Genomic DNA, 17,216 nt, shown 5'->3' with positions numbered 1-17,216 from the left:
CAAAGCAAACACTGTATGCATGTACAGTATATAAAGTCTCATCAAATGTGAAACGATTTTTACCCTTTACCAGGATTAACCTTAGCTTTTTAGATTACATAGGTTTACCTCTCTGCTTCTCTGCAAGTAGATGAAATCTGGTAAGTAACTCTTTTGCCCTAATTCTCTTGCGGGGCCGTAACAGCTCACCTTGTGCAGTACTGCTGAACCACATCCCACCAATACGCGTTTCAGTTCCATCAACCAAACGTGAGGCCAGTCCACGGCTGATAACTTCGCCACTAAGATCACGCACCTGTTCAATCACACGAATGCATGCGGCCTCTTTCTTATCCGAACGCTTGAACACTTTGGCTGACTTTTGAGGCTGTTCGGAACGTATTCTGGTCAACTGCTTGCGCCGTTCCTTCCTGCTCATACTTCCAAAGTCAAGATCAGGCATACCTTCCGGTTTCATCAGATCCTCGGATCCCGATCTCCCCGTACAGTTATTGACAGAACTCCGAGAGGGCGCGTTCGCACCCTTAAGGTCAACCGCCAATTCAACGGCCCGCTTCGCGACAATCTTCCATTGCACGAGACGAGTTAAAATTGGTGTGTCCTCCCCGACGGATGTTGCATACACGCCTTTGATACGCAGAGTTTCCTCGCCGTATTCGTTGCGGTCTTGAGATGCCTGATACCATGTGCGCACAGCCAGATCGTCATGACGAACAAATGGCCCGCCCTGAGCATTAACGTATTCGGCCCAGTCACCATCATCGGCAGCATCATGAGCGGCAGCAAATTCGACACTGAGGCCGTGAGCGGTTTCGCTGTCTTTCATACGGCGTAATTCGCGGTAAACCGTGACCGGCGCACCGCCAACAAACTGAAACTGGCGAATGTGCCACCGTGCCGCCCAGGCTGAAACGGCTGGCGCAGTCTCTTTCAGCTCTTTGCCACTCTCATCATCCAGCTCACCATCAAGGGCGTATCCGTCGATGTTTTTGGAAATATATTTAGCCACATAGCCCGTCGCACTGCCTTTATCGGGATCGATGGCTTCAGCGTGAAAGCGGGCCTTGCGGGCTTTATCCGTAGTCAGTTCATCACTCTCTTCCTGATAGGCGTAATCACGCAGGATTTGACGTACGCGGTCCACGTTTTCTGGAAGCATAAACATCAGCATGTGCCAGTGAGGCGTAGCGTCATGATGCGGCTCAGCTACACGAATGCCGAAGATGCGAATATCTTCACGATGCAGTTTTGCACGGACTTTCTGCCAGACGTTGCAAAGATAACGCTGGGTCTCTGCCGGGCTGGCACCATTCCATTTACGGTTGCGATAGCCGGTTTTGATAGTGGCGTGATACCGCGATGGTGCAGTGATGGTATAAAACTCCCCCACAAAACCCATCTCGTTACAGATATCCTCAAAGCCACGAATTCGGGTCATCAGCTCACAACGGCGGATCGCAGGGTTAGCAACGCTGCCATCATATTTCTCAATCAGGCTGATGCGGTTTCCTTCCTCGTCTTCCAGCTCCATCCCTTTAAGAAATTCACGGGTGCGGCGTTTCTGTTCACGCCATTCGATGATTGTCATGCTGCTGGCGTAAGGGGTGTGTTTTTTGCTGACGTTAGCCAGGGCAATCTGGAGATGTTCCCGCCACGATGCCGCGATACGGCGCAGCCGGCCTTTCCACCATTTTTCCATCTGCATACGCATTATGGCGGGGGTAACCTCTTCAGGGTCAAAGAGGCGAGACGTAACTTTCTCCCAAAGTGGAGGCGTCTGCTTAAACTCTCTGGTGATGATTGCTGCCATCATGAAGATCCGGTGAGTGTATTTGTAATCTGATTCATCCCCCCCCAGGCCGTGTGCCTGAGCTATTTCAGCCAGAATGAAGCTGGCAACATCACCGGCCAGCAGATCAACATCCGCACGGGCCATTTCAGGAAGACGGTTGAATCTTCTCATCAACTCCCAGAGAGTGCCGGCGGCGGTTGCTGCCCGGTTGTTATCGCCAGCGTTCTCGGTGAGCGTCATAAACGTACCCTGGTTCATTTCCCCCAGACGATACTGCGCATTCACCAGCTCAAGGCGTGGCAATGTCCGCTCAACGAAGGTTTTCGTTAAGTAGGCATTGGCCCGCTGAACACCATGCTCTTTCTCCAGCTCAGCCAGCCGGCGATTAACATCAATGCGGACAAGGGTGGGTTGCGCTTCCAGTAATTCCCGCGCATGCGAGACAGCCGCAATCAGTTGATCGCGGCGGAAGATTTCTTCATAGGTGAGGTATGGGCTGGCGATGGCCTGCCGTGGTGCGTTCCAGGCATAAGCCCATTCTTGTGAAGTAGTTGGGCGGTTCATATTTCAAATGCCAGTTGGGGAGTAAATATATCTTTTACGGCATCGTAATTAAGAGAACTGGCGCTGTTCATTGACTCAATACGCTCAACAAGCACAGAAGCCCTGGTTTCTTTACTTGCTGGCGCATAAGCACTTTTGTTCCAAGCTTTATCAATACCTATGTTTCTCGCTACGTTCGTACTGTCTGCAGAGGACAAAGGTATTTGAGTGAATAAGCTTTTATTCAGCATTCGCAATCCGTGCAGTTTAGCGATTGGATAGCCGTTTTCATCTACAACATGACGAATTAGATCGCGAAGGCGTGCGGCGCAATCTTTGGGCCTTCTTGCGTCGTATTCCCCCATCGAACCTACCGCAACTCGAGGGAATTCATGGCACAGACGAATGAACCGTTCATCTGGCTCATTCATATGCCACACAGGTACTCCAATGACTTTACCGTGCGGCCACTCAGCAATAAGCGCATCATTTTCTTCACTGCTGCCGCCAATTACATCCGGGATGATGGCAAATGAAAAGCGGGGATGGTTAGCCCAGCGCGCCACGAACTTGTAATAAACGCTCCAACTCACAACGCGCTTTTTTGTCCAAAAGCTGAACGCGCCATTATCCAGCGCGAAGCTCTGGCAAATTTCACTTGCAAGGGGCAACTGGGATGCATTTGCAAAACTGATAAACGCATGCCTACCTTTCCAAGCTTTCAGCGCGCAGGTATCTGGCGTGATTGGTCCCCCGTGATAATGGATCACAATGCAATCTCGCTTAATAGCCCAGGATAAATTTGCGGGTTAGCATGCTTCACCGCCGTGCCAATCGGCCGGCTGACGGCAATAATCTCTTCCGCGTTTTTGCCCCTTCCAGCGGCTACACCAATGCTGCGCGGGGCGGTAATCTGATGAAGGTCAAACTGGCGATAGAGGCTTTTGACCAGGCGGGTGTGGCTGTTGGAAGCGATGACCGGATGGCGGGTAGCCACATCACTTAGGACAGATGCCAGCTCATACTGTCTATCTTTTCCAAAGCCTCCACTGTGATAATCCGCAAAGGTGTCATCGTATGGAGGATCGCAATAAACCACATCGCCGGTTTTAAGCATGTTCAGCGTTTCAGTAAAATCAGCACAAACGAACGTTGCCCGTTTTGCTTTTTCTGCAAAGGCTTTGATTTCTTCCAGCGGAAAATACGGCTCTGTGTAATTACCAAAGGGGATATTGAAATTGCCCTTCTGGTTATAGCGACACATGCCGCGATAGCCATTGCGGTTCAGATAAAGGAAATAGGCCGCGCGTTCCAGCAATGGCAACCCAAGATGATGATTAAATGCTTCGCGGATTGAGTAATAACTTTCCTGCGTGCGATTTTCCGCAAATGCCCGGAATGCCAAAATAATGAACTGCTGAGAGTTATCTTTAATCTGACGATAAAGGTTAATCAGGTCTGGATTAACGTCCGCCACCAAATACGCCGAATAATCAGTGTTCATCATCACTGCACATGAACCCGCGAAAGGCTCAACGAGGCGATCACCCGCCGGCAAGTGTTTATTAATCTCAGCCATGATGCGTGACTTACTGCCAGCCCACTTCAAAACGGTGTTCATACTGATGCCCCTCTGAAATGAGATGCGTGCAGCTCCTCAACTTGTTTACAGGTCACACACAGTGTCACGCCAATGAGTGCCTTGCGGCGTTCTTCGAGGATCGGTGCTTCGCATTTTTCACAGAAGAACGCGCTAATCTTCACAGGGCGATTGATCACATTTGCCAGGCTGCGGGCCAGATTCTCAGCCTCGCGCTGCTGCGCTAAATCCATTGAATCAGCCATTAGTGCAGCTCCTGCGCCTGTTTCTGAATCTCTTCAGCTTCTTCGCGAATCAGTTCAGCGGCTTCAATAGAATTCGCCGCACCACTGGCAATTTTTTCCGCAAGTAAATTAAGGCGGGATGAAAAGACAGCTGCACGATTACGGCGCTCATCCATACGTGCAGCATTCAGCAATGACTCGATCGCTTCAGGGGTAGTTTTCATTACTTTCGTTTCAATGTTTCTCATTAACTCTCTCCAGATTTAAGGCAAAAGAATGCCCGGCGGGTTTACGCCTTTAATTTCGGTTGGTTACTTAATTAGGTAGTGAAAGCTTCTTGGGAAATAAACTCACGACTGCACGAAAATGGTTCATAGCACCTATCAGCGCATACTTTTCATCACTCGTCAGCTCATCAAAGTCACATTCATGACGCTCTGACTTAAGGTTTGCCAGAAAGAATATTGCGGACAGCGCACGCTTATTCTTTTCAAAATACACATCGCGCTTATCGCGCATATCAAACATGAACCGCTTAAGCTCGTCACCGCAGCTTTCACCGAAAACTTTTGTACGAAGATTTGCAATGTGGCTCAGGCCTTTGACGCGTTCCCCGGCCGTCATTGGGACAATAGCTTGTTCAGCATTGATAGCCATTTGCTCTTACTCCCTGTGGTAGTTAAACCTGCCAGTAATTCCGCCTGTGAAATTGACGGATGCCAGCGCCTGCCCTTCTCACCCATGATCCAGCCATTACCGAAAGATGGAGAGGGATTCTGACGCTTCAAAAGAGGTGCTACAGAAAAAGCCATAGTTCCCTCAACTCAGACCGATAGAAGCAGTGATACCACTTACCGCGTCTACGGTGGATGACAACGTGGGGTTACTGTGAATACGCGATTGCACTGCAAGAGCTGCCAATGACAGATAACGGACGCCGGCATTAATGCTGGTCACAAGGGCACTTCTACCTCCAGCTGTCATTCGACCACCTGACACTGCATATGCTGCTAGCTGGCCAACCTCAGCCGTGGCTTTCAGTGCGTAGATATCCAGCTTGTCTGCCGTCATTTCATTAACCGGGACAGATGGCAGACAGTGCATCTGAGCCAATAGCGCATCAAGTAGGCTTGCATCCTCAGTAACATCTGTCAGCCGCATAAGATCCGCACAGGTCAGTTGGTGCTTTTGATCGGGGTTGAGTTTGTTACGCAACATCTGCACGTTCATGGTGGCTTCAACCGCTACATCTGCCAGATTATGACGCTGCGCGAACGCCCGGCACGCATCGTCAAAATGCGGGTGTTTGGAAACCTGAAAATCAAACATTTCAAAAGTTCCCTATTGGGTACAGGATGGTTCACGGCCCACGATGATCTGGAAACGATTATGTCCCAGTGCCTGACGGGTTTGGCGCTCAATGTATTTGAGGTAATGGATAGTGTTTCTGCTGTTCTTATGGGACTTCTTGTCCTGAGAAAGGATCCCCTTCTCACACCAAGAGCGTACGGTACGAGGCTTCATACCGTGCAGTTCTGCGAACTCTTTGGTGGTAAGTTTCGCTTTTGGGATATAAATTGAAATCAAGGTCGCCATCGGGCATATTCTCCTGTTAGGTCGCATGTAGTTAACATCGCGTATCACCCAGTTCGCACCTGGGATACGAAAGACAATAGGATCACACAAATCAAATGTCAATAAAAACGTTCGCAGATGGGATACAGCTAACGCCAACAGAAGGTGGTAAAGAGGCAATTGAGAGGATTTGCGAGGCTTATGGGTTCGGTAAAAGACAACAGCTAGCCGATCACATGGGGGTTTCAAAGGGAGGCATGGGAAATCGTTGGATGAGGGATACATTTCCATACGACTGGATTATCGTGTGCGCCGCTGAAACTAAAGCCTCCTTATCCTGGTTAATGACTGGTAAAGGACCGATGTTCACCCCTCAAGAATCAGATCTAATTAGTGTCAATAATATTAAAATAGTAAATGGGCTTATTGAAGATGCAAAATTTTCATTGTTCGATACGTCATTCTTAAGAAGTGATATCAAAGAACCGGTTCAACTTATCGAACATCAGGCAAGATACATTTTAGAGAGTAAATTCAACGATATTACTGATGGCCTTTGGCTGGTTGAAATCGAAGGTACAAACAGCCTGAGAAAACTCTCACGCTTGCCTAATAAAAAATTAAGAGTTAGTGACGATGAAATTTCCTTTGAGTGCAACATCGATGATATCAAACCGATTGGTAAGGTTATCATGACTACCCTTTATTCTTAGGTTATCAAGTGTCTGTTAGAAAGTTTGATAGCGGTAAGTGGCTGTGTGAATGCTACCCTGCCGGACGTTCTGGACGCAGGGTTAGAAAGCAGTTCTCAACGAAAGGCGAGGCTGTTGCGTTCGAAAAGCACACCATGTCTGAGACTGACGCTAAGCCCTGGCTTGGCGAGAAAGATGATACACGCCTCTTAAGTGAACTGATCCAACTGTGGTGGGAACTGCATGGCGTCACACTAGCTGACGGCAAAAACAAGAAATTACGCTTTCAAAATTTAAACAGAACTTGTGAAGCTCTTGGCGATCCCATCGCTGCTGACCTTACCCCTTTCGACATATCAGAATATCGAAGAAAGAGAATTAGCGGTGAAGTCTTTAGCAAAAAACGGAACCGGTTTAGATTACCGGCCGCGCTATCTACAATAAATATCGAATGCACTTACCTCACTTCCGTATACAACACGTTAAAAAAACTTGGCCATATTAAATATCCCAATCCTATCGAGAACGTTCCGCCATTCAGGATTAAAGAAAAAGAGCTATCATTCCTGAATATTGCCGAGGTGAACGCACTACTCAAGGCTTGTGAGGCATATGACAATGCCGATTTGACCACTATCGTGAAGATTTGCCTGAGCACTGGCTGCAGGTGGGGTGAGGCTTTGAATCTAAGAGGTTCTCAGGTCATCCCATACAAAATCAATTTCGCTTATACGAAAAGCGGTAAGAATCGATCCGTACCAATCACCAAAGAGCTGTTTGACGAGATCAACAAAAAGCAGGGAGCGCTTTTTAAAGATGTGACCAAGCGGTTCAATACCGTCCTAAAGATGGCTAATATTGAACTGCCTCATGGTCAGAAAACGCATGTTTTGCGTCATACGTTTGCTAGCCACTTCATGATGAACAGCGGAAATATTCTGGTGCTGAGACAAATTCTTGGCCACACAGACATCAAAATGACGATGATTTACGCTCACTTTTCGCCCGATCATTTAGAAGACGCAACGACGAAAAATCCGCTGGCCATGATTGATATGACTGCGGATTAAATGGCGACAAAATGGCGACAGAGAGTGTCAACTCATAGATACTGAAGGCATACATAAATTGGTTAAATCATTAATTAGTAATAATTTTTCATATTAATCAAGGATGTATTAAGTTATGCAAAAAATCATAGTAATAACCGGCTGTTCCAGCGGAATTGGCATGGTCGCCGCCAACGATTTACTGCGTCGTGGCTATCACATTTATGCGGCCTGTCGTAAGCCGGCAGACGTGGCGCGGATGAATGAACTGGGGTTTACCGGCATTCAACTCGATCTGAACGACAGCGAGAGCGTTGAGCGCGCCGCCGCAGAAATCCTCACCCTCAGCGAAGGGCGCGTGTTCGGCCTGTTTAATAACGGCGGCTACGGCGTGTATGGCCCGCTGGAGTCGATTTCCCGTCAGCAGATGGAACAGCAGTTCGCCACCAATCTGTTTGGCACCCACCAGCTGACCACCCTACTTTTGCCGGCATTGCGCGCCAGTGGCCAGGCCCGGATTGTGAATACCAGTTCGGTTTTAGGGCTGATTTCCACACCCGGTCGCGGCACCTATGCCGCCAGTAAATATGCGCTGGAAGCCTGGTCCGATGCGCTGCGGATGGAGCTGCACGGCAGCGGCATTCGCGTCAGTCTGATTGAACCGGGTCCGATTAAAACCCGCTTTACCGATAATGTCAGCCAGGGGCAGTCAGACAAACCGGTGAGGAACCCTGGGATTGCTGCCCGTTTCACACTGCCACCCGAAGCAATTTTGCCGAAGTTGCGCCATGCTTTAGAGAGTAAGCATCCGCGCCTGCGCTACCCGGTGACGGTTGTTGCCCATGGCATGAGCCTGTTGCGCCGTTTACTGCCCGGCTGGATGCTGGATCGCATTTTGCGCGGGAAATAGCCGGATCGCGACGATAAGCCTTGAAGCACCGCGCTGCGCCCCAATAAAGTAAGAAACCCGGATAAAGAGACAAATTCATGTCACCACAAGCTGCAATTGTTACGATTAACGAAACCAACCTGCAACAGACGCTAGAGCAGTCGATGCAGGTGCCGGTACTGTTTTACTTCTGGTCTGCCCGCAGCCAGCATTGCCAGGAACTGTCACCGGTGCTGGAGCGCCTTGCGCAGGAGTATGCCGGTCAGTTCATCCTCGCCGAGCTGGATTGCGACGCCGAACCGGCAGTCGCGCAACAGTTTGGTCTGCGCTCTATTCCGACCGTTTATCTGTTCCAGAATGGCCAGCCGGTTGATGGCTTCCAGGGACCGCAGCCGGAAGAAGCGATCCGCGCGCTGTTGGATAAAGTGCTGCCAAAGCCGGAAGAACTGAAGGCGCAGGAAGGCATGCAGTTAATGGATGAAGGCAAAGTGCTGGATGCCCTGCCGCTGCTGAAAGACGCCTGGCAGCTGAGTAACCAGAACAGTGAAATGGGCTTCCTACTGGCAGAAGCGCTGATTGCCTTAAACCGCAGCGAAGAAGCTGAGCAGGTGCTGAGCGTCGTGCCGTTGCAGGACAAAGATACCCGTTATCAGGGATTGATGGCGCAGATCGACCTGCTGAAGCAGGCGGCCGATACGCCGGAGATCCAACAGCTGCAACAACAGCTGGAAGCGGAACCTGAAAATGCTGAGCTGGCGACCAAACTGGGGCTGCAACTGCATCAGGTGGGACGAAATGAAGAAGCGCTTGAGCTGCTGTTTACCCACCTGAAGAAAGATTTGGGCGCGGCCAATGGTCAGGCGCGCAAAATGCTGCAAGAGATCCTGGCCGCGCTGGGAACGGGCGATGCACTGGCGGCGAAATACCGCAGACAGCTCTACTCTTTGCTGTACTGATCCTCCCGGAACCGTTCAGCCTGCGGCACAGGCAGGCTGAATGATGACGGGGTTGGGCCGAATGAGTCGGCCCAGGTAACAACAATCCGGAGGTTATATGCTTACAGTCATTCCTGTCATTATTGTTCTGGCCCTCATTATTGTCTGGTCAGGCATTAAAATTGTCCCGCAGGGCTATCAGTGGACGGTGGAGCGCTTTGGCCGCTATACCAAAACCCTGCAGCCTGGCCTGAATCTTCTGGTGCCGTTTATGGATCGTGTCGGTCGCAAGATCAGCATGATGGAACAGGTGCTGGATATCCCCTCGCAGGAAATCATCTCTAAAGATAACGCCAGCGTCACCATTGATGCGGTCTGTTTTACCCAGGTGGTGGATGCGCCGCGTGCTGCCTATGAAGTGCGTAATCTTGAACTGGCGATCGTCAATCTGACCATGACCAATATGCGTACGGTACTGGGGTCAATGGATCTGGATGAGATGCTGTCGCAGCGCGATAACATTAATACCCGCCTGCTGCGCATTGTCGATGAAGCGACCAATCCGTGGGGCGTGAAAATCACCCGTATTGAAATCCGTGACGTGCGGCCGCCGGTTGAACTGATCGCCTCAATGAATGCGCAGATGAAAGCCGAACGTACCAAGCGCGCAGGTATTCTTGAAGCCGAAGGGGTGCGTCAGGCCGCGATCCTGCGGGCTGAAGGTGAGAAGCAATCACAAATTCTGAAAGCCGAAGGTGAACGCCAGTCGGCCTTCCTGCAGGCTGAAGCCCGCGAACGTAGCGCGGAAGCGGAAGCGATTGCCACCAAAATGGTTTCTGAAGCGATTGCCGCCGGCGACATTCAGGCCATCAACTACTTCGTTGCGCAGAAGTACACCGATGCGTTGCAAAAAATTGGTTCGTCCAACAGCAGCAAAATCGTGATGATGCCGCTGGAAGCCAGCAGCCTGATGGGTTCCATTGCGGGGATTGCCGAGTTGATGGGCGAGAGCAAAAAGGAACGGGGTGTGAAATGATCACCGAGCTGTTAGCGAACCCCTGGTGGCTGTGGCTGTCGGTCGGTGGCGTGCTGCTGGCGGCGGAAATGCTCGGTGCCAGCGGCTACCTGCTGTGGAGCGGTGTCGCAGCCCTGCTGGTCAGCCTGCTGATGTGGCTGGTGCCGCTGCCATGGGAATGGCAGGGCGTCAGCTTTGCGCTGTTAACGGTGCTTTCGGCGCTGTGGTGGTATCGCTGGCTGAAAGGCAAAGATCGCCAGCAGCCGCCCTCTTCGCTTAATCAGCGCGGCATTCAGCTGATTGGCCGCGAACTGACGCTGGACGAAACGCTGGTCGATGGCTTTGGCCATGTGCGCATTGGCGATAGCGGCTGGCGTGTGCAGGCGGCTGAAAACTTCCCGGCGGGCACCCCGGTCACGGTGGTTGCCGTGGAAGGGGTCACGCTGAAAATCATCAGGCGCGCAGGAAGTCCTGCCAGCGTCTGACCAGATAGTTATGTTCATCCATCACTGAGTTCCAGACGCCAATATGGCTCATCCGCTGTTCGTAGCTGCCGCCATCGCGAACTTCGCCTTTGGCGATCAGCGGTTGGCCTGAGGCATCAGGCAACACGTCACTGGCCGGTTTTCCGCCATACCAGAAATCCCATTCCGCTTCCGACAAATGCTCGCGCGTACGTTGCGGATTGGAGATGTAATAGCCCTGACGGGCCATAATGGCGCCAGGCCAGCCCGACTGCCACCAGTTAAGGTAGGCGTAGGCCGCATCCTTGATTTTCCCCGTCGCGCAACGCGACAGAGACATGCCGCCGTACCAGGCGCGGTAACCTTCTTTTGGCGTCGCCAGTTTATAGCCGCTCTGACGGAAATGGTGCCGGAAATAGGTCGGAGCCCACAGGCTTTGCACGCCGACCTGCTGATTCTCAATCAGCGCACAGGCCTCATCCTGAGTAGACCAGAAGGCGGCGAAATGTCCCTGGCGCTGCAATCCCGCCAGCACGCCGGTCAGGCTATCAATCTCTTCCAGCGTCAGATTGCCGACGTTGCTGAATTCGCCCAGCCCGGCGCCCTGCACGGCCAGCACCGCATCCAGCGCGCCCATGGCCGCATCATCCTGCAATGCGGCCTGGCCCGAAAACGCCGGATGGAGTAACCAGCCCCAGCTCTCCTCTTCGCGGCTTAACGCGGCGGGTAGGCGGTCGGCATGGTACGCAAAACTGTCGGCATTGTGCGTCAACGGCAGCATGCTGATCAGCTCAGTCGGCTGGCCGCCAAGGCTGCCATCGTGCTGCACGTACAGACGGTTGACCGGGACGCTGCCGTCGCCCAGCTTGCCGCCGGGGATCAAGGTGCCCTGCTTCGGCAGCGCGTTGATCTCATCCCAGTATTTCAGTCGGCTGATTTCCAGCGGCTGAATGGCGCGGGCTGGCCAGACAAAATCGATATTGTGGAACCACTGATCGTAAAGATCGTAGCTTTCAGGCTCCATTACCGCGATGCGCTGAGCATCTTCCACGCTGCGTAACAGGTAGACAATTTTGATGCCTAAATCCTGTTCGGCACGCAGGCGAAGGCGCTCCAGCAGCGTTACCGACGTCCCCAGTACGCGCAGAGTGATTTGATTGGTCGCCACGGCTGCGGAGTTCATTACTTATCACCGATTAAAAAGGGCTGCTGAAAACGCAGGAAGGCGCTCTGCAACCGCGAAGCGCTAAGGCCCCGAAGAATAAATACCAGCTGGGAGCTTTCCAGCTCGCCCGGCCAGTCTGTCAGATGAACCGGCGGATGCAGGCTGTGCTGAACGCCGTGGATCACCACCGGCGTGTCGCTCTCCTGAACCCGTAAGATGCCTTTCATCCGCAGTATCGCACTGCCATGACAGTGTAATAGCATCGACAGCCAGACCGCAAAGGCCGCCCAGTTAAACTTCTCCGTCAGGGTAATCACACAGGTTTCCGTTTGCGGATAATGGCTACCGAGGTGGGCGACAGCGGTACCGTCGGCCTTGAGAGCGGCCGTTGCCGGGGCCGGATCGCTGCTGATAACGCCGATCTTTTCCGCCGCCAGATTGCCCAGCCAGCGAAAACGCTGCTGAGCGCTGCCTTCACTGATAGCGGCTTCGAACAAAGTATCAGCCTGATGCAGAAAGGTGGTGGTTTCAGCAATTTCGGCCAGCGGGTTGAGCTGCTGAAGATACGCTTCCAGCTGATGCCGCTGCGCCGTGCTTACCCGATCGCCTTTACTCACCGCCAGCTTATCTGCCGCCGTAACCTGCGCCAGCCATTCCGGCTGGTTTTGTGCCTGCTGCCAGCCGTGCTCAGCATCGACCAGCGTCACCAGCACGCCCTGCGCAAAGTGATACTGCAGCTGACGATCGTGCAGCAAGGTAGAGAGGATTGGCGAGGGATCGGCCAGACCGGTGGTTTCAAGGATCACCTTTTTAAACGGCGGCAGCTGTCCGCGCTCACGCCGTTCGCTCAGATCCAGCAGCGCCTGCTTCAGTTCTCCCCGCACCTGGCAGCAGACGCATCCGCTGGGCAGTAACACCGTATCCGGCGCAACTTCGCCCAACAGCAGATGATCGATGCCCACCTCACCAAACTCGTTAACCAGCAGCGCAACGTCTGCCAGCGCCTGTCCGCCCAGCCAGCTTTTGAGCAGCGTGGTTTTACCGCTGCCCAGGAAGCCACTCAGCACGTGAACCGGGATCTTCTGCCCATCCTGCATCTGCTACCTCGTCTGTTCCAGTGCATCCAGCCAGTCATCATCCAGCGGATCCAGCGGACGCTTTAACAGCGCTTCCGCTTCCTGCCAGATTTGCTCCAGGCTGTTAACTATCACCTGCTGCCCGGTCGGGCTGGCCAGCACCCAGCTAGTGTGAAAATCCGTCAGCTTCAGGCGGAAAGGGGCCAGCGCATGGTTTAACATCGCCATTTGCTGCAGCCGCAGCTGTCGGCGGGGCAAGGTATTTTGCAGCGGATCGCTCCACTGCGGACCGCTATCCAATAAACCACATACGCCACACATGTTGCGCTCCTTGTTTCAGGGCATCACGTCGCCGGAGTTCGGCCCAAGGGTCTGCCCGACAAACAGGTTGCCGCCGGGTTCACTTGCCAGCAGCAGCGCCACCGGTGCAATCTCCTCTGCCCGGCCAAAACGGCCTAAAGGCAGTTCGGCGGCTTTGGCTTTCTTCCACTCGCTGTTCAGACCCTCAATCAGCGGCGTTTCGATCGGGCCTGGCGCAATGGCATTCACCAGCACATTCTGCGCGGAAACTTCCAGCGCCAGCGATTTGGTAAAGCCAATCACACCCGCTTTGGCGGCAGCATAGTGGCAAAGCTCTGCTCCACCCTTGATGCCGAGCTGTGACGCCACGTTGATAATGCGACCCCATTTCTGCGCCAGCATCCATGGCAGCGCGCGTTGTGAAGCGAGAAATACGCTGCGAAGATCGACCGCCATCATCTCGTCCCACATCGCGAGGCTGATATCAGTGCAGCGCGCCTGGCTGAGCATCCCGGCGTTGTTGACCAAAATATCGATGCCGCCGAACTGTTCGACACAGGCATCAACCCCCGACTGCGCGCCCGCCACCTGGCCGACGTCCGCCACCACGCCGATGCAGTCAGCTCCCCGTTCACGGCAGGCCGCAACCGCGTTTTGCAGGTTATCCGCATGACGATCGGCCAGCACCAGTCGGGCGCCCTCGCGGGCGAACAGGCTGGCGATGGCCAGGCCAATTCCGCTGGCAGCACCGGTGATGACCGCTCTTTTCTGTTCCAGTTGCATCATTGCCTCCTTCATTCTGGCCAGCGAACCGTCAGACCGCCGTCAATAATCAGGCTTTGTCCGGTGAGATAGCTACTGGCATCGCTGGTCAGAAAACTGATCAGGTTAGCCACCTCATCAGCGCGGCCGGGACGCCCTAACGGGATCACCCGTGAGGCTTTTGCCAGCCCTTCTGGCCCCAGCGAGTTCTCTTTATCCAGCGACTGCGGTGTTTCAATAAGTCCTGGGATCACCGCGTTACAGCGCACGCCTTTTGGCGCAAGTTCCACTGCCATCGAGCGACAAATGCCGGGAATGCCGGCTTTAGCCGCCGCGTAATGGGCATGATCCTGCCAGCCATAGACGCCGCCGGCGATGGAGGACACCGCCACCAGACTGGCACCCTCACCAAGGTGCGGCGCCGTCGCGCGGAAGCAACGCATCACGCCGGTCAAATCGACATTCAGCATCTCATTCCAGCGATCGTCGCTCATCTCTGCAATCGGCGCGCGGCGCAGCACGCCCGCGTTGGCAACGACATAATCAATGCGGCCAAAATGGGCGATGGCTGCGGCGACAAACGCATTAACCGATTCCGTTTCCGCCACATCCAGCGGCAGCCAAAGCGCGTCGCCTCCCAGCGCCTCCACTTCTGCGGCGGCGCGTTTCGGGTCGTGTGGATCGGCGGGATAAAACCCGCCCACCACCTTCACGCCACGCTGGGCATAGTTTTTTGCCAGTGCCAGCCCGATGCCACTCGCTGCGCCGCTGATCAGCGCTACCGGGGTTGTTTGCGTTGTAGTCACAGTTCACTCCTGAATCTGAATAGTGCCGTTATGCGATGCGTTCTGCGCTGCAGCCGCTTTTTCCGGAACGTGGCGTGCCAGTAAAATGATCATTCCTGAGATAAAGCACGGCAGCGCGCCAAACCATAAGGCCGCTTCTTGCCAGTGGCCGCCGTTGCTGAGGATTGAGGTGGTGCCGACGCCAGCGATAATGGCGCCAACCGGCCCCATCGCACCAATCAGCGCACCTGCGGTGGCGCGAATAGCGGTGGGGAAGCTTTCACTGATAAAGAACAGCGCGGCAGCGTAAGGGCCAATCAGGAAGAACAGGCCAACGCTGTACAGCGCCACGATGATGGCAAAGTTATCCGGGCAGAACAGCATGCCGGCGAAGGCCACGCCGCCCAACATCCAGCCTACGGCGATGGTGTTGCGACGACCAAACCTATCGCCTAACCAGCCGTGCGCCAGATAGCCGCAGTAACCCACCAGGTTGGACATAATCAGGATCAGCAGCGAGTTATCGAAGGACACGGCATGCGTTTTGGTGATCACCGTGGTGCCGAGCACGCTGAAGATCTGTATCGCGAACCAGTTCAGCAACACCGCGCCGCCTAACACCAGCGTTGCCCGCAAGGACGTGCCGCGAAACGCCGCCGCGAGGCCGGACTTCTGCTGCTCTTCGTACGGCATGTCATAGTCCTGCGCAACCTGACGCGCATCGGTTTCATTGCCGGCGGCCCGCAGCTGTTTGATATGCTGATGAACCTGGAACTGCGGCGTCTCTTTCAGTTTTAACGCCATCACCGCAATCACCAGAGACGGGATGGCCGCAAAGATAAAGCTGCCCTGCCAGCCGATAATCGGCATCAAAATCGCGGTGAGCGCCGACGCCACCAGCGCGCCGACCGGCCAGCCGCCCTGCACCAGGCTGTAGATAAAGCCTTTACGCTTGTTCAGTTTCGGATCGTCAATCGCCGCATACAGCTCGGACAAATAGGTGGCGTTAACCGTCTGCTCGGCATAACCAAGGCCAGCCACTGAACGAATGGCGGTGAGCGCACCTTTGCCCCACGCCCCGCCGATGGCGGTCAGCAGCGAACAGAGCGCGGCGCCACCGACGGTAATCACGATGCCCATTCGACGTCCCAGTCGATCCACCAGCGGACCAATCGCCAGCGCAATCACTGCGCCGCCCACCGCCACCCAGGTGGCAATTTCAGCCTGCTCCACTTCACTCCAGCCGAAGTGGCCGCCAATCGCCGGCAGCAAGGTGCCGAATAAAATGAAGTCATAGACCGCGAACACCCAGGCAAAAAAGGCAATCCAGGTAGCAAACTTCACATCTTTGATGCTCAGCTGCTGTGGAAGCCAGCCGTTAACAGAGGGACGTTTAAACAGGCTCATAGTGCGCTCACTCATTAAAAGGTAATGGGCTTAACCCTTGCGCGGATTGCGCTTCAGGTGGTCATCAGCGATTTCGTCGAAGGTGACAAAACGCACGCCTTCATGGCTTTGAATGTATTTAATCAGGCGCTCAAGCATCAGCAGCACCTGTGGGCGACCTGACACGTCCGGGTGAATGGTCATGGTGAACACCGCGAAGTCGTTTTCGCGATAGACCCAGTCAAACTGGTCACGCCACATCTCTTCCAGATGGCGCGGGTTAACGAAGCCATGGCTGTTAGGGGATTTTTTGATAAACATCATCGGCGGCAGATCGTCGAGGTACCAGTTGGCCGGGATCTCCACCAAATCGGTTTCCACGCCGCGCTCCAGCGGTTTCATCCAGCTGTCAGGGTGTTTGCTGTAATCAATCTTGGTCCAGCTGTCACCGACGCGAACGTAATAGGGATGGAAGTCGTTATGCATCAGGCTGTGGTCATACTTGATGCCTTTCTTCAGCAGCAGCTCGTTGGTGACGTTGCTGAATTCCCACCATGGCGCCACATAGCCGGTCGGGCGCTTGCCGGCCAGTTTGCTGACCAGCTCGATGCTGCGATCGAGAATGGCTTCTTCCTGCGCCGGGGTCATGGCGATCGGGTTTTCATGGCTGTAGCCGTGAATACCAATTTCATGGCCCGCGTCAGCCACGGCCTGCATCTGCTCCGGGAAGGTTTCGATTGAGTGGCCGGGAATAAACCACGTGGTTTTTAACTGATGTTCGGCAAACATCTTCAGCAGACGCGGCGCGCCCACTTCACCGGCGAACATGCCGCGTGAGATATCGTCGGGAGAATCTTCACCGCCGTACGATCCCAACCAGCCGGCAACGGCATCCACATCGACACCAAACGCACACAGGATTTCTTTGGCCATCTTTCACTCTCCTCATCGGGTCGACTCACAA

Annotated in this window: 22 protein-coding genes; 6 read left to right on the top strand and 16 right to left on the bottom strand. The window is 53.9% G+C overall.

Annotated features, from left to right (window positions below):
• Window positions 1-94: 94 nt before the first annotated feature.
• The 9 genes from EBC_RS07105 to EBC_RS07070 all read right to left on the bottom strand — a co-directional run bounded on the left by EBC_RS07105 (window position 95) and on the right by EBC_RS07070 (window position 5,755).
• Complete coding sequence (locus tag EBC_RS07105) at window positions 95-2,356, bottom strand: replication endonuclease (RefSeq protein WP_013201114.1); 2,262 nt, start codon at window positions 2,354-2,356, stop codon at window positions 95-97.
• Window positions 2,353-3,105: a hypothetical protein gene (locus EBC_RS07100; RefSeq protein WP_013201113.1), complete on the bottom strand. Its 753-nt coding sequence runs from the start codon at window positions 3,103-3,105 to the stop codon at window positions 2,353-2,355. The genes EBC_RS07105 and EBC_RS07100 overlap by 4 nt, the downstream gene beginning before the upstream one ends.
• Complete coding sequence (locus tag EBC_RS07095; RefSeq protein WP_013201112.1) at window positions 3,102-3,956, bottom strand: DNA adenine methylase; 855 nt, start codon at window positions 3,954-3,956, stop codon at window positions 3,102-3,104. Before EBC_RS07095 ends, EBC_RS07100 begins: the two co-directional genes overlap by 4 nt.
• Window positions 3,953-4,180: a TraR/DksA C4-type zinc finger protein gene (locus tag EBC_RS07090; protein ID WP_013201111.1), complete on the bottom strand. Its 228-nt coding sequence runs from the start codon at window positions 4,178-4,180 to the stop codon at window positions 3,953-3,955. Before EBC_RS07090 ends, EBC_RS07095 begins: the two co-directional genes overlap by 4 nt.
• Window positions 4,180-4,407: a DUF2732 family protein gene (locus EBC_RS07085; RefSeq protein ID WP_013201110.1), complete on the bottom strand. Its 228-nt coding sequence runs from the start codon at window positions 4,405-4,407 to the stop codon at window positions 4,180-4,182. The genes EBC_RS07090 and EBC_RS07085 overlap by 1 nt, the downstream gene beginning before the upstream one ends.
• A 67-nt stretch (window positions 4,408-4,474) precedes the next feature.
• Window positions 4,475-4,816 (bottom strand): DUF5347 domain-containing protein, encoded by a 342-nt coding sequence (locus EBC_RS07080; protein WP_013201109.1) that lies wholly within the window; start codon window positions 4,814-4,816, stop codon window positions 4,475-4,477.
• Complete coding sequence (locus tag EBC_RS25015; RefSeq protein ID WP_071822100.1) at window positions 4,780-4,971, bottom strand: phage filamentation protein Fil family protein; 192 nt, start codon at window positions 4,969-4,971, stop codon at window positions 4,780-4,782. The genes EBC_RS07080 and EBC_RS25015 overlap by 37 nt, the downstream gene beginning before the upstream one ends.
• 7 nt (window positions 4,972-4,978) lie before the next feature.
• On the bottom strand, window positions 4,979-5,488 hold the full coding sequence (locus tag EBC_RS07075) for a phage regulatory CII family protein (protein WP_013201108.1): 510 nt from the start codon (window positions 5,486-5,488) through the stop codon (window positions 4,979-4,981).
• Window positions 5,489-5,500: 12 nt separating this feature from the next.
• On the bottom strand, window positions 5,501-5,755 hold the full coding sequence (locus EBC_RS07070; protein ID WP_013201107.1) for a MerR family transcriptional regulator: 255 nt from the start codon (window positions 5,753-5,755) through the stop codon (window positions 5,501-5,503).
• Window positions 5,756-5,850: 95 nt separating this feature from the next.
• Here EBC_RS07070 and EBC_RS07065 point away from each other — a divergent pair, with 95 nt between their 5' ends.
• The 6 genes from EBC_RS07065 to EBC_RS07040 all read left to right on the top strand — a co-directional run bounded on the left by EBC_RS07065 (window position 5,851) and on the right by EBC_RS07040 (window position 10,799).
• The gene (locus EBC_RS07065; protein WP_013201106.1) at window positions 5,851-6,447 is read left to right on the top strand and encodes a phage repressor protein CI; all 597 of its coding nucleotides are present in this window, start codon (window positions 5,851-5,853) and stop codon (window positions 6,445-6,447) included.
• Between the two features lie 8 nt (window positions 6,448-6,455).
• A complete protein-coding gene (locus tag EBC_RS07060; protein ID WP_013201105.1) occupies window positions 6,456-7,496 on the top strand; it encodes a phage integrase in 1,041 nt (346 codons plus the stop codon).
• Between the two features lie 115 nt (window positions 7,497-7,611).
• A complete protein-coding gene (locus EBC_RS07055) occupies window positions 7,612-8,385 on the top strand; it encodes an SDR family oxidoreductase (protein ID WP_013201104.1) in 774 nt (257 codons plus the stop codon).
• Between the two features lie 77 nt (window positions 8,386-8,462).
• Window positions 8,463-9,320: a co-chaperone YbbN gene (locus EBC_RS07050; protein ID WP_013201103.1), complete on the top strand. Its 858-nt coding sequence runs from the start codon at window positions 8,463-8,465 to the stop codon at window positions 9,318-9,320.
• A gap of 97 nt (window positions 9,321-9,417) precedes the next feature.
• A complete protein-coding gene (locus EBC_RS07045; RefSeq protein ID WP_013201102.1) occupies window positions 9,418-10,335 on the top strand; it encodes an SPFH domain-containing protein in 918 nt (305 codons plus the stop codon).
• Entirely contained in the window at window positions 10,332-10,799 is a 468-nt protein-coding gene (locus EBC_RS07040) for an NfeD family protein (protein ID WP_013201101.1), read from the top strand. Before EBC_RS07045 ends, EBC_RS07040 begins: the two co-directional genes overlap by 4 nt.
• Here EBC_RS07040 and EBC_RS07035 read toward each other — a convergent pair.
• The 7 genes from EBC_RS07035 to EBC_RS07005 are packed head-to-tail and all read right to left on the bottom strand — an operon-like array spanning window position 10,768 to window position 17,185.
• Complete coding sequence (locus EBC_RS07035; protein WP_013201100.1) at window positions 10,768-11,961, bottom strand: ABC transporter substrate-binding protein; 1,194 nt, start codon at window positions 11,959-11,961, stop codon at window positions 10,768-10,770. The genes EBC_RS07040 and EBC_RS07035 overlap by 32 nt on opposite strands.
• The gene (locus EBC_RS07030; protein ID WP_013201099.1) at window positions 11,961-13,040 is read right to left on the bottom strand and encodes a CobW family GTP-binding protein; all 1,080 of its coding nucleotides are present in this window, start codon (window positions 13,038-13,040) and stop codon (window positions 11,961-11,963) included. The genes EBC_RS07035 and EBC_RS07030 overlap by 1 nt, the downstream gene beginning before the upstream one ends.
• 3 nt (window positions 13,041-13,043) lie before the next feature.
• Window positions 13,044-13,340 (bottom strand): hypothetical protein, encoded by a 297-nt coding sequence (locus EBC_RS07025; protein WP_013201098.1) that lies wholly within the window; start codon window positions 13,338-13,340, stop codon window positions 13,044-13,046.
• Between the two features lie 15 nt (window positions 13,341-13,355).
• A complete protein-coding gene (locus tag EBC_RS07020) occupies window positions 13,356-14,102 on the bottom strand; it encodes an SDR family NAD(P)-dependent oxidoreductase (RefSeq protein WP_013201097.1) in 747 nt (248 codons plus the stop codon).
• Window positions 14,103-14,113: 11 nt separating this feature from the next.
• Window positions 14,114-14,887, bottom strand: coding sequence for an SDR family NAD(P)-dependent oxidoreductase (locus EBC_RS07015; RefSeq protein WP_013201096.1), 774 nt, complete (start codon window positions 14,885-14,887; stop codon window positions 14,114-14,116).
• A gap of 3 nt (window positions 14,888-14,890) precedes the next feature.
• Window positions 14,891-16,273 carry an MFS transporter gene (locus EBC_RS07010; protein WP_013201095.1) on the bottom strand — a complete coding sequence of 461 codons (1,383 nt, stop codon included), beginning with the start codon at window positions 16,271-16,273 and terminating at the stop codon, window positions 14,891-14,893.
• A 30-nt stretch (window positions 16,274-16,303) separates the two neighbouring features.
• Entirely contained in the window at window positions 16,304-17,185 is an 882-nt protein-coding gene (locus tag EBC_RS07005) for a polysaccharide deacetylase family protein (protein ID WP_013201094.1), read from the bottom strand.
• Window positions 17,186-17,216: the final 31 nt, after the last annotated feature.

Origin of the sequence: Erwinia billingiae Eb661 (assembly GCF_000196615.1) — a bacterium.
Lineage (GTDB): Bacteria > Pseudomonadota > Gammaproteobacteria > Enterobacterales > Enterobacteriaceae > Erwinia > Erwinia billingiae.
Note: the sequence above shows the minus strand (reverse complement) of the source record. Positions and strands in the feature narration are given on the sequence as shown.

Bases quoted from the DNA above. Each gene is read 5' to 3' on its own strand.
- EBC_RS07035 (WP_013201100.1), bottom strand. From the start codon at position 11,961: ATGAACTCCGCAGCCGTGGCGACCAATCAAATCACTCTGCGCGTACTG.
- EBC_RS07090 (WP_013201111.1), bottom strand. From the start codon at position 4,180: ATGGCTGATTCAATGGATTTAGCGCAGCAGCGCGAGGCTGAGAATCTG.
- EBC_RS07080 (WP_013201109.1), bottom strand. From the start codon at position 4,816: ATGGCTATCAATGCTGAACAAGCTATTGTCCCAATGACGGCCGGGGAA.
- EBC_RS07095 (WP_013201112.1), bottom strand. From the start codon at position 3,956: ATGAACACCGTTTTGAAGTGGGCTGGCAGTAAGTCACGCATCATGGCT.
- EBC_RS07050 (WP_013201103.1), top strand. From the start codon at position 8,463: ATGTCACCACAAGCTGCAATTGTTACGATTAACGAAACCAACCTGCAA.
- EBC_RS07070 (WP_013201107.1), bottom strand. From the start codon at position 5,755: ATGGCGACCTTGATTTCAATTTATATCCCAAAAGCGAAACTTACCACC.
- EBC_RS07025 (WP_013201098.1), bottom strand. From the start codon at position 13,340: ATGTGTGGCGTATGTGGTTTATTGGATAGCGGTCCGCAGTGGAGCGAT.
- EBC_RS07085 (WP_013201110.1), bottom strand. From the start codon at position 4,407: ATGAGAAACATTGAAACGAAAGTAATGAAAACTACCCCTGAAGCGATC.
- EBC_RS07040 (WP_013201101.1), top strand. From the start codon at position 10,332: ATGATCACCGAGCTGTTAGCGAACCCCTGGTGGCTGTGGCTGTCGGTC.
- EBC_RS07005 (WP_013201094.1), bottom strand. From the start codon at position 17,185: ATGGCCAAAGAAATCCTGTGTGCGTTTGGTGTCGATGTGGATGCCGTT.
- EBC_RS07075 (WP_013201108.1), bottom strand. From the start codon at position 5,488: ATGTTTGATTTTCAGGTTTCCAAACACCCGCATTTTGACGATGCGTGC.
- EBC_RS25015 (WP_071822100.1), bottom strand. From the start codon at position 4,971: ATGGCTTTTTCTGTAGCACCTCTTTTGAAGCGTCAGAATCCCTCTCCA.
- EBC_RS07045 (WP_013201102.1), top strand. From the start codon at position 9,418: ATGCTTACAGTCATTCCTGTCATTATTGTTCTGGCCCTCATTATTGTC.
- EBC_RS07105 (WP_013201114.1), bottom strand. From the start codon at position 2,356: ATGAACCGCCCAACTACTTCACAAGAATGGGCTTATGCCTGGAACGCA.
- EBC_RS07030 (WP_013201099.1), bottom strand. From the start codon at position 13,040: ATGCAGGATGGGCAGAAGATCCCGGTTCACGTGCTGAGTGGCTTCCTG.
- EBC_RS07010 (WP_013201095.1), bottom strand. From the start codon at position 16,273: ATGAGCCTGTTTAAACGTCCCTCTGTTAACGGCTGGCTTCCACAGCAG.
- EBC_RS07020 (WP_013201097.1), bottom strand. From the start codon at position 14,102: ATGCAACTGGAACAGAAAAGAGCGGTCATCACCGGTGCTGCCAGCGGA.
- EBC_RS07065 (WP_013201106.1), top strand. From the start codon at position 5,851: ATGTCAATAAAAACGTTCGCAGATGGGATACAGCTAACGCCAACAGAA.
- EBC_RS07055 (WP_013201104.1), top strand. From the start codon at position 7,612: ATGCAAAAAATCATAGTAATAACCGGCTGTTCCAGCGGAATTGGCATG.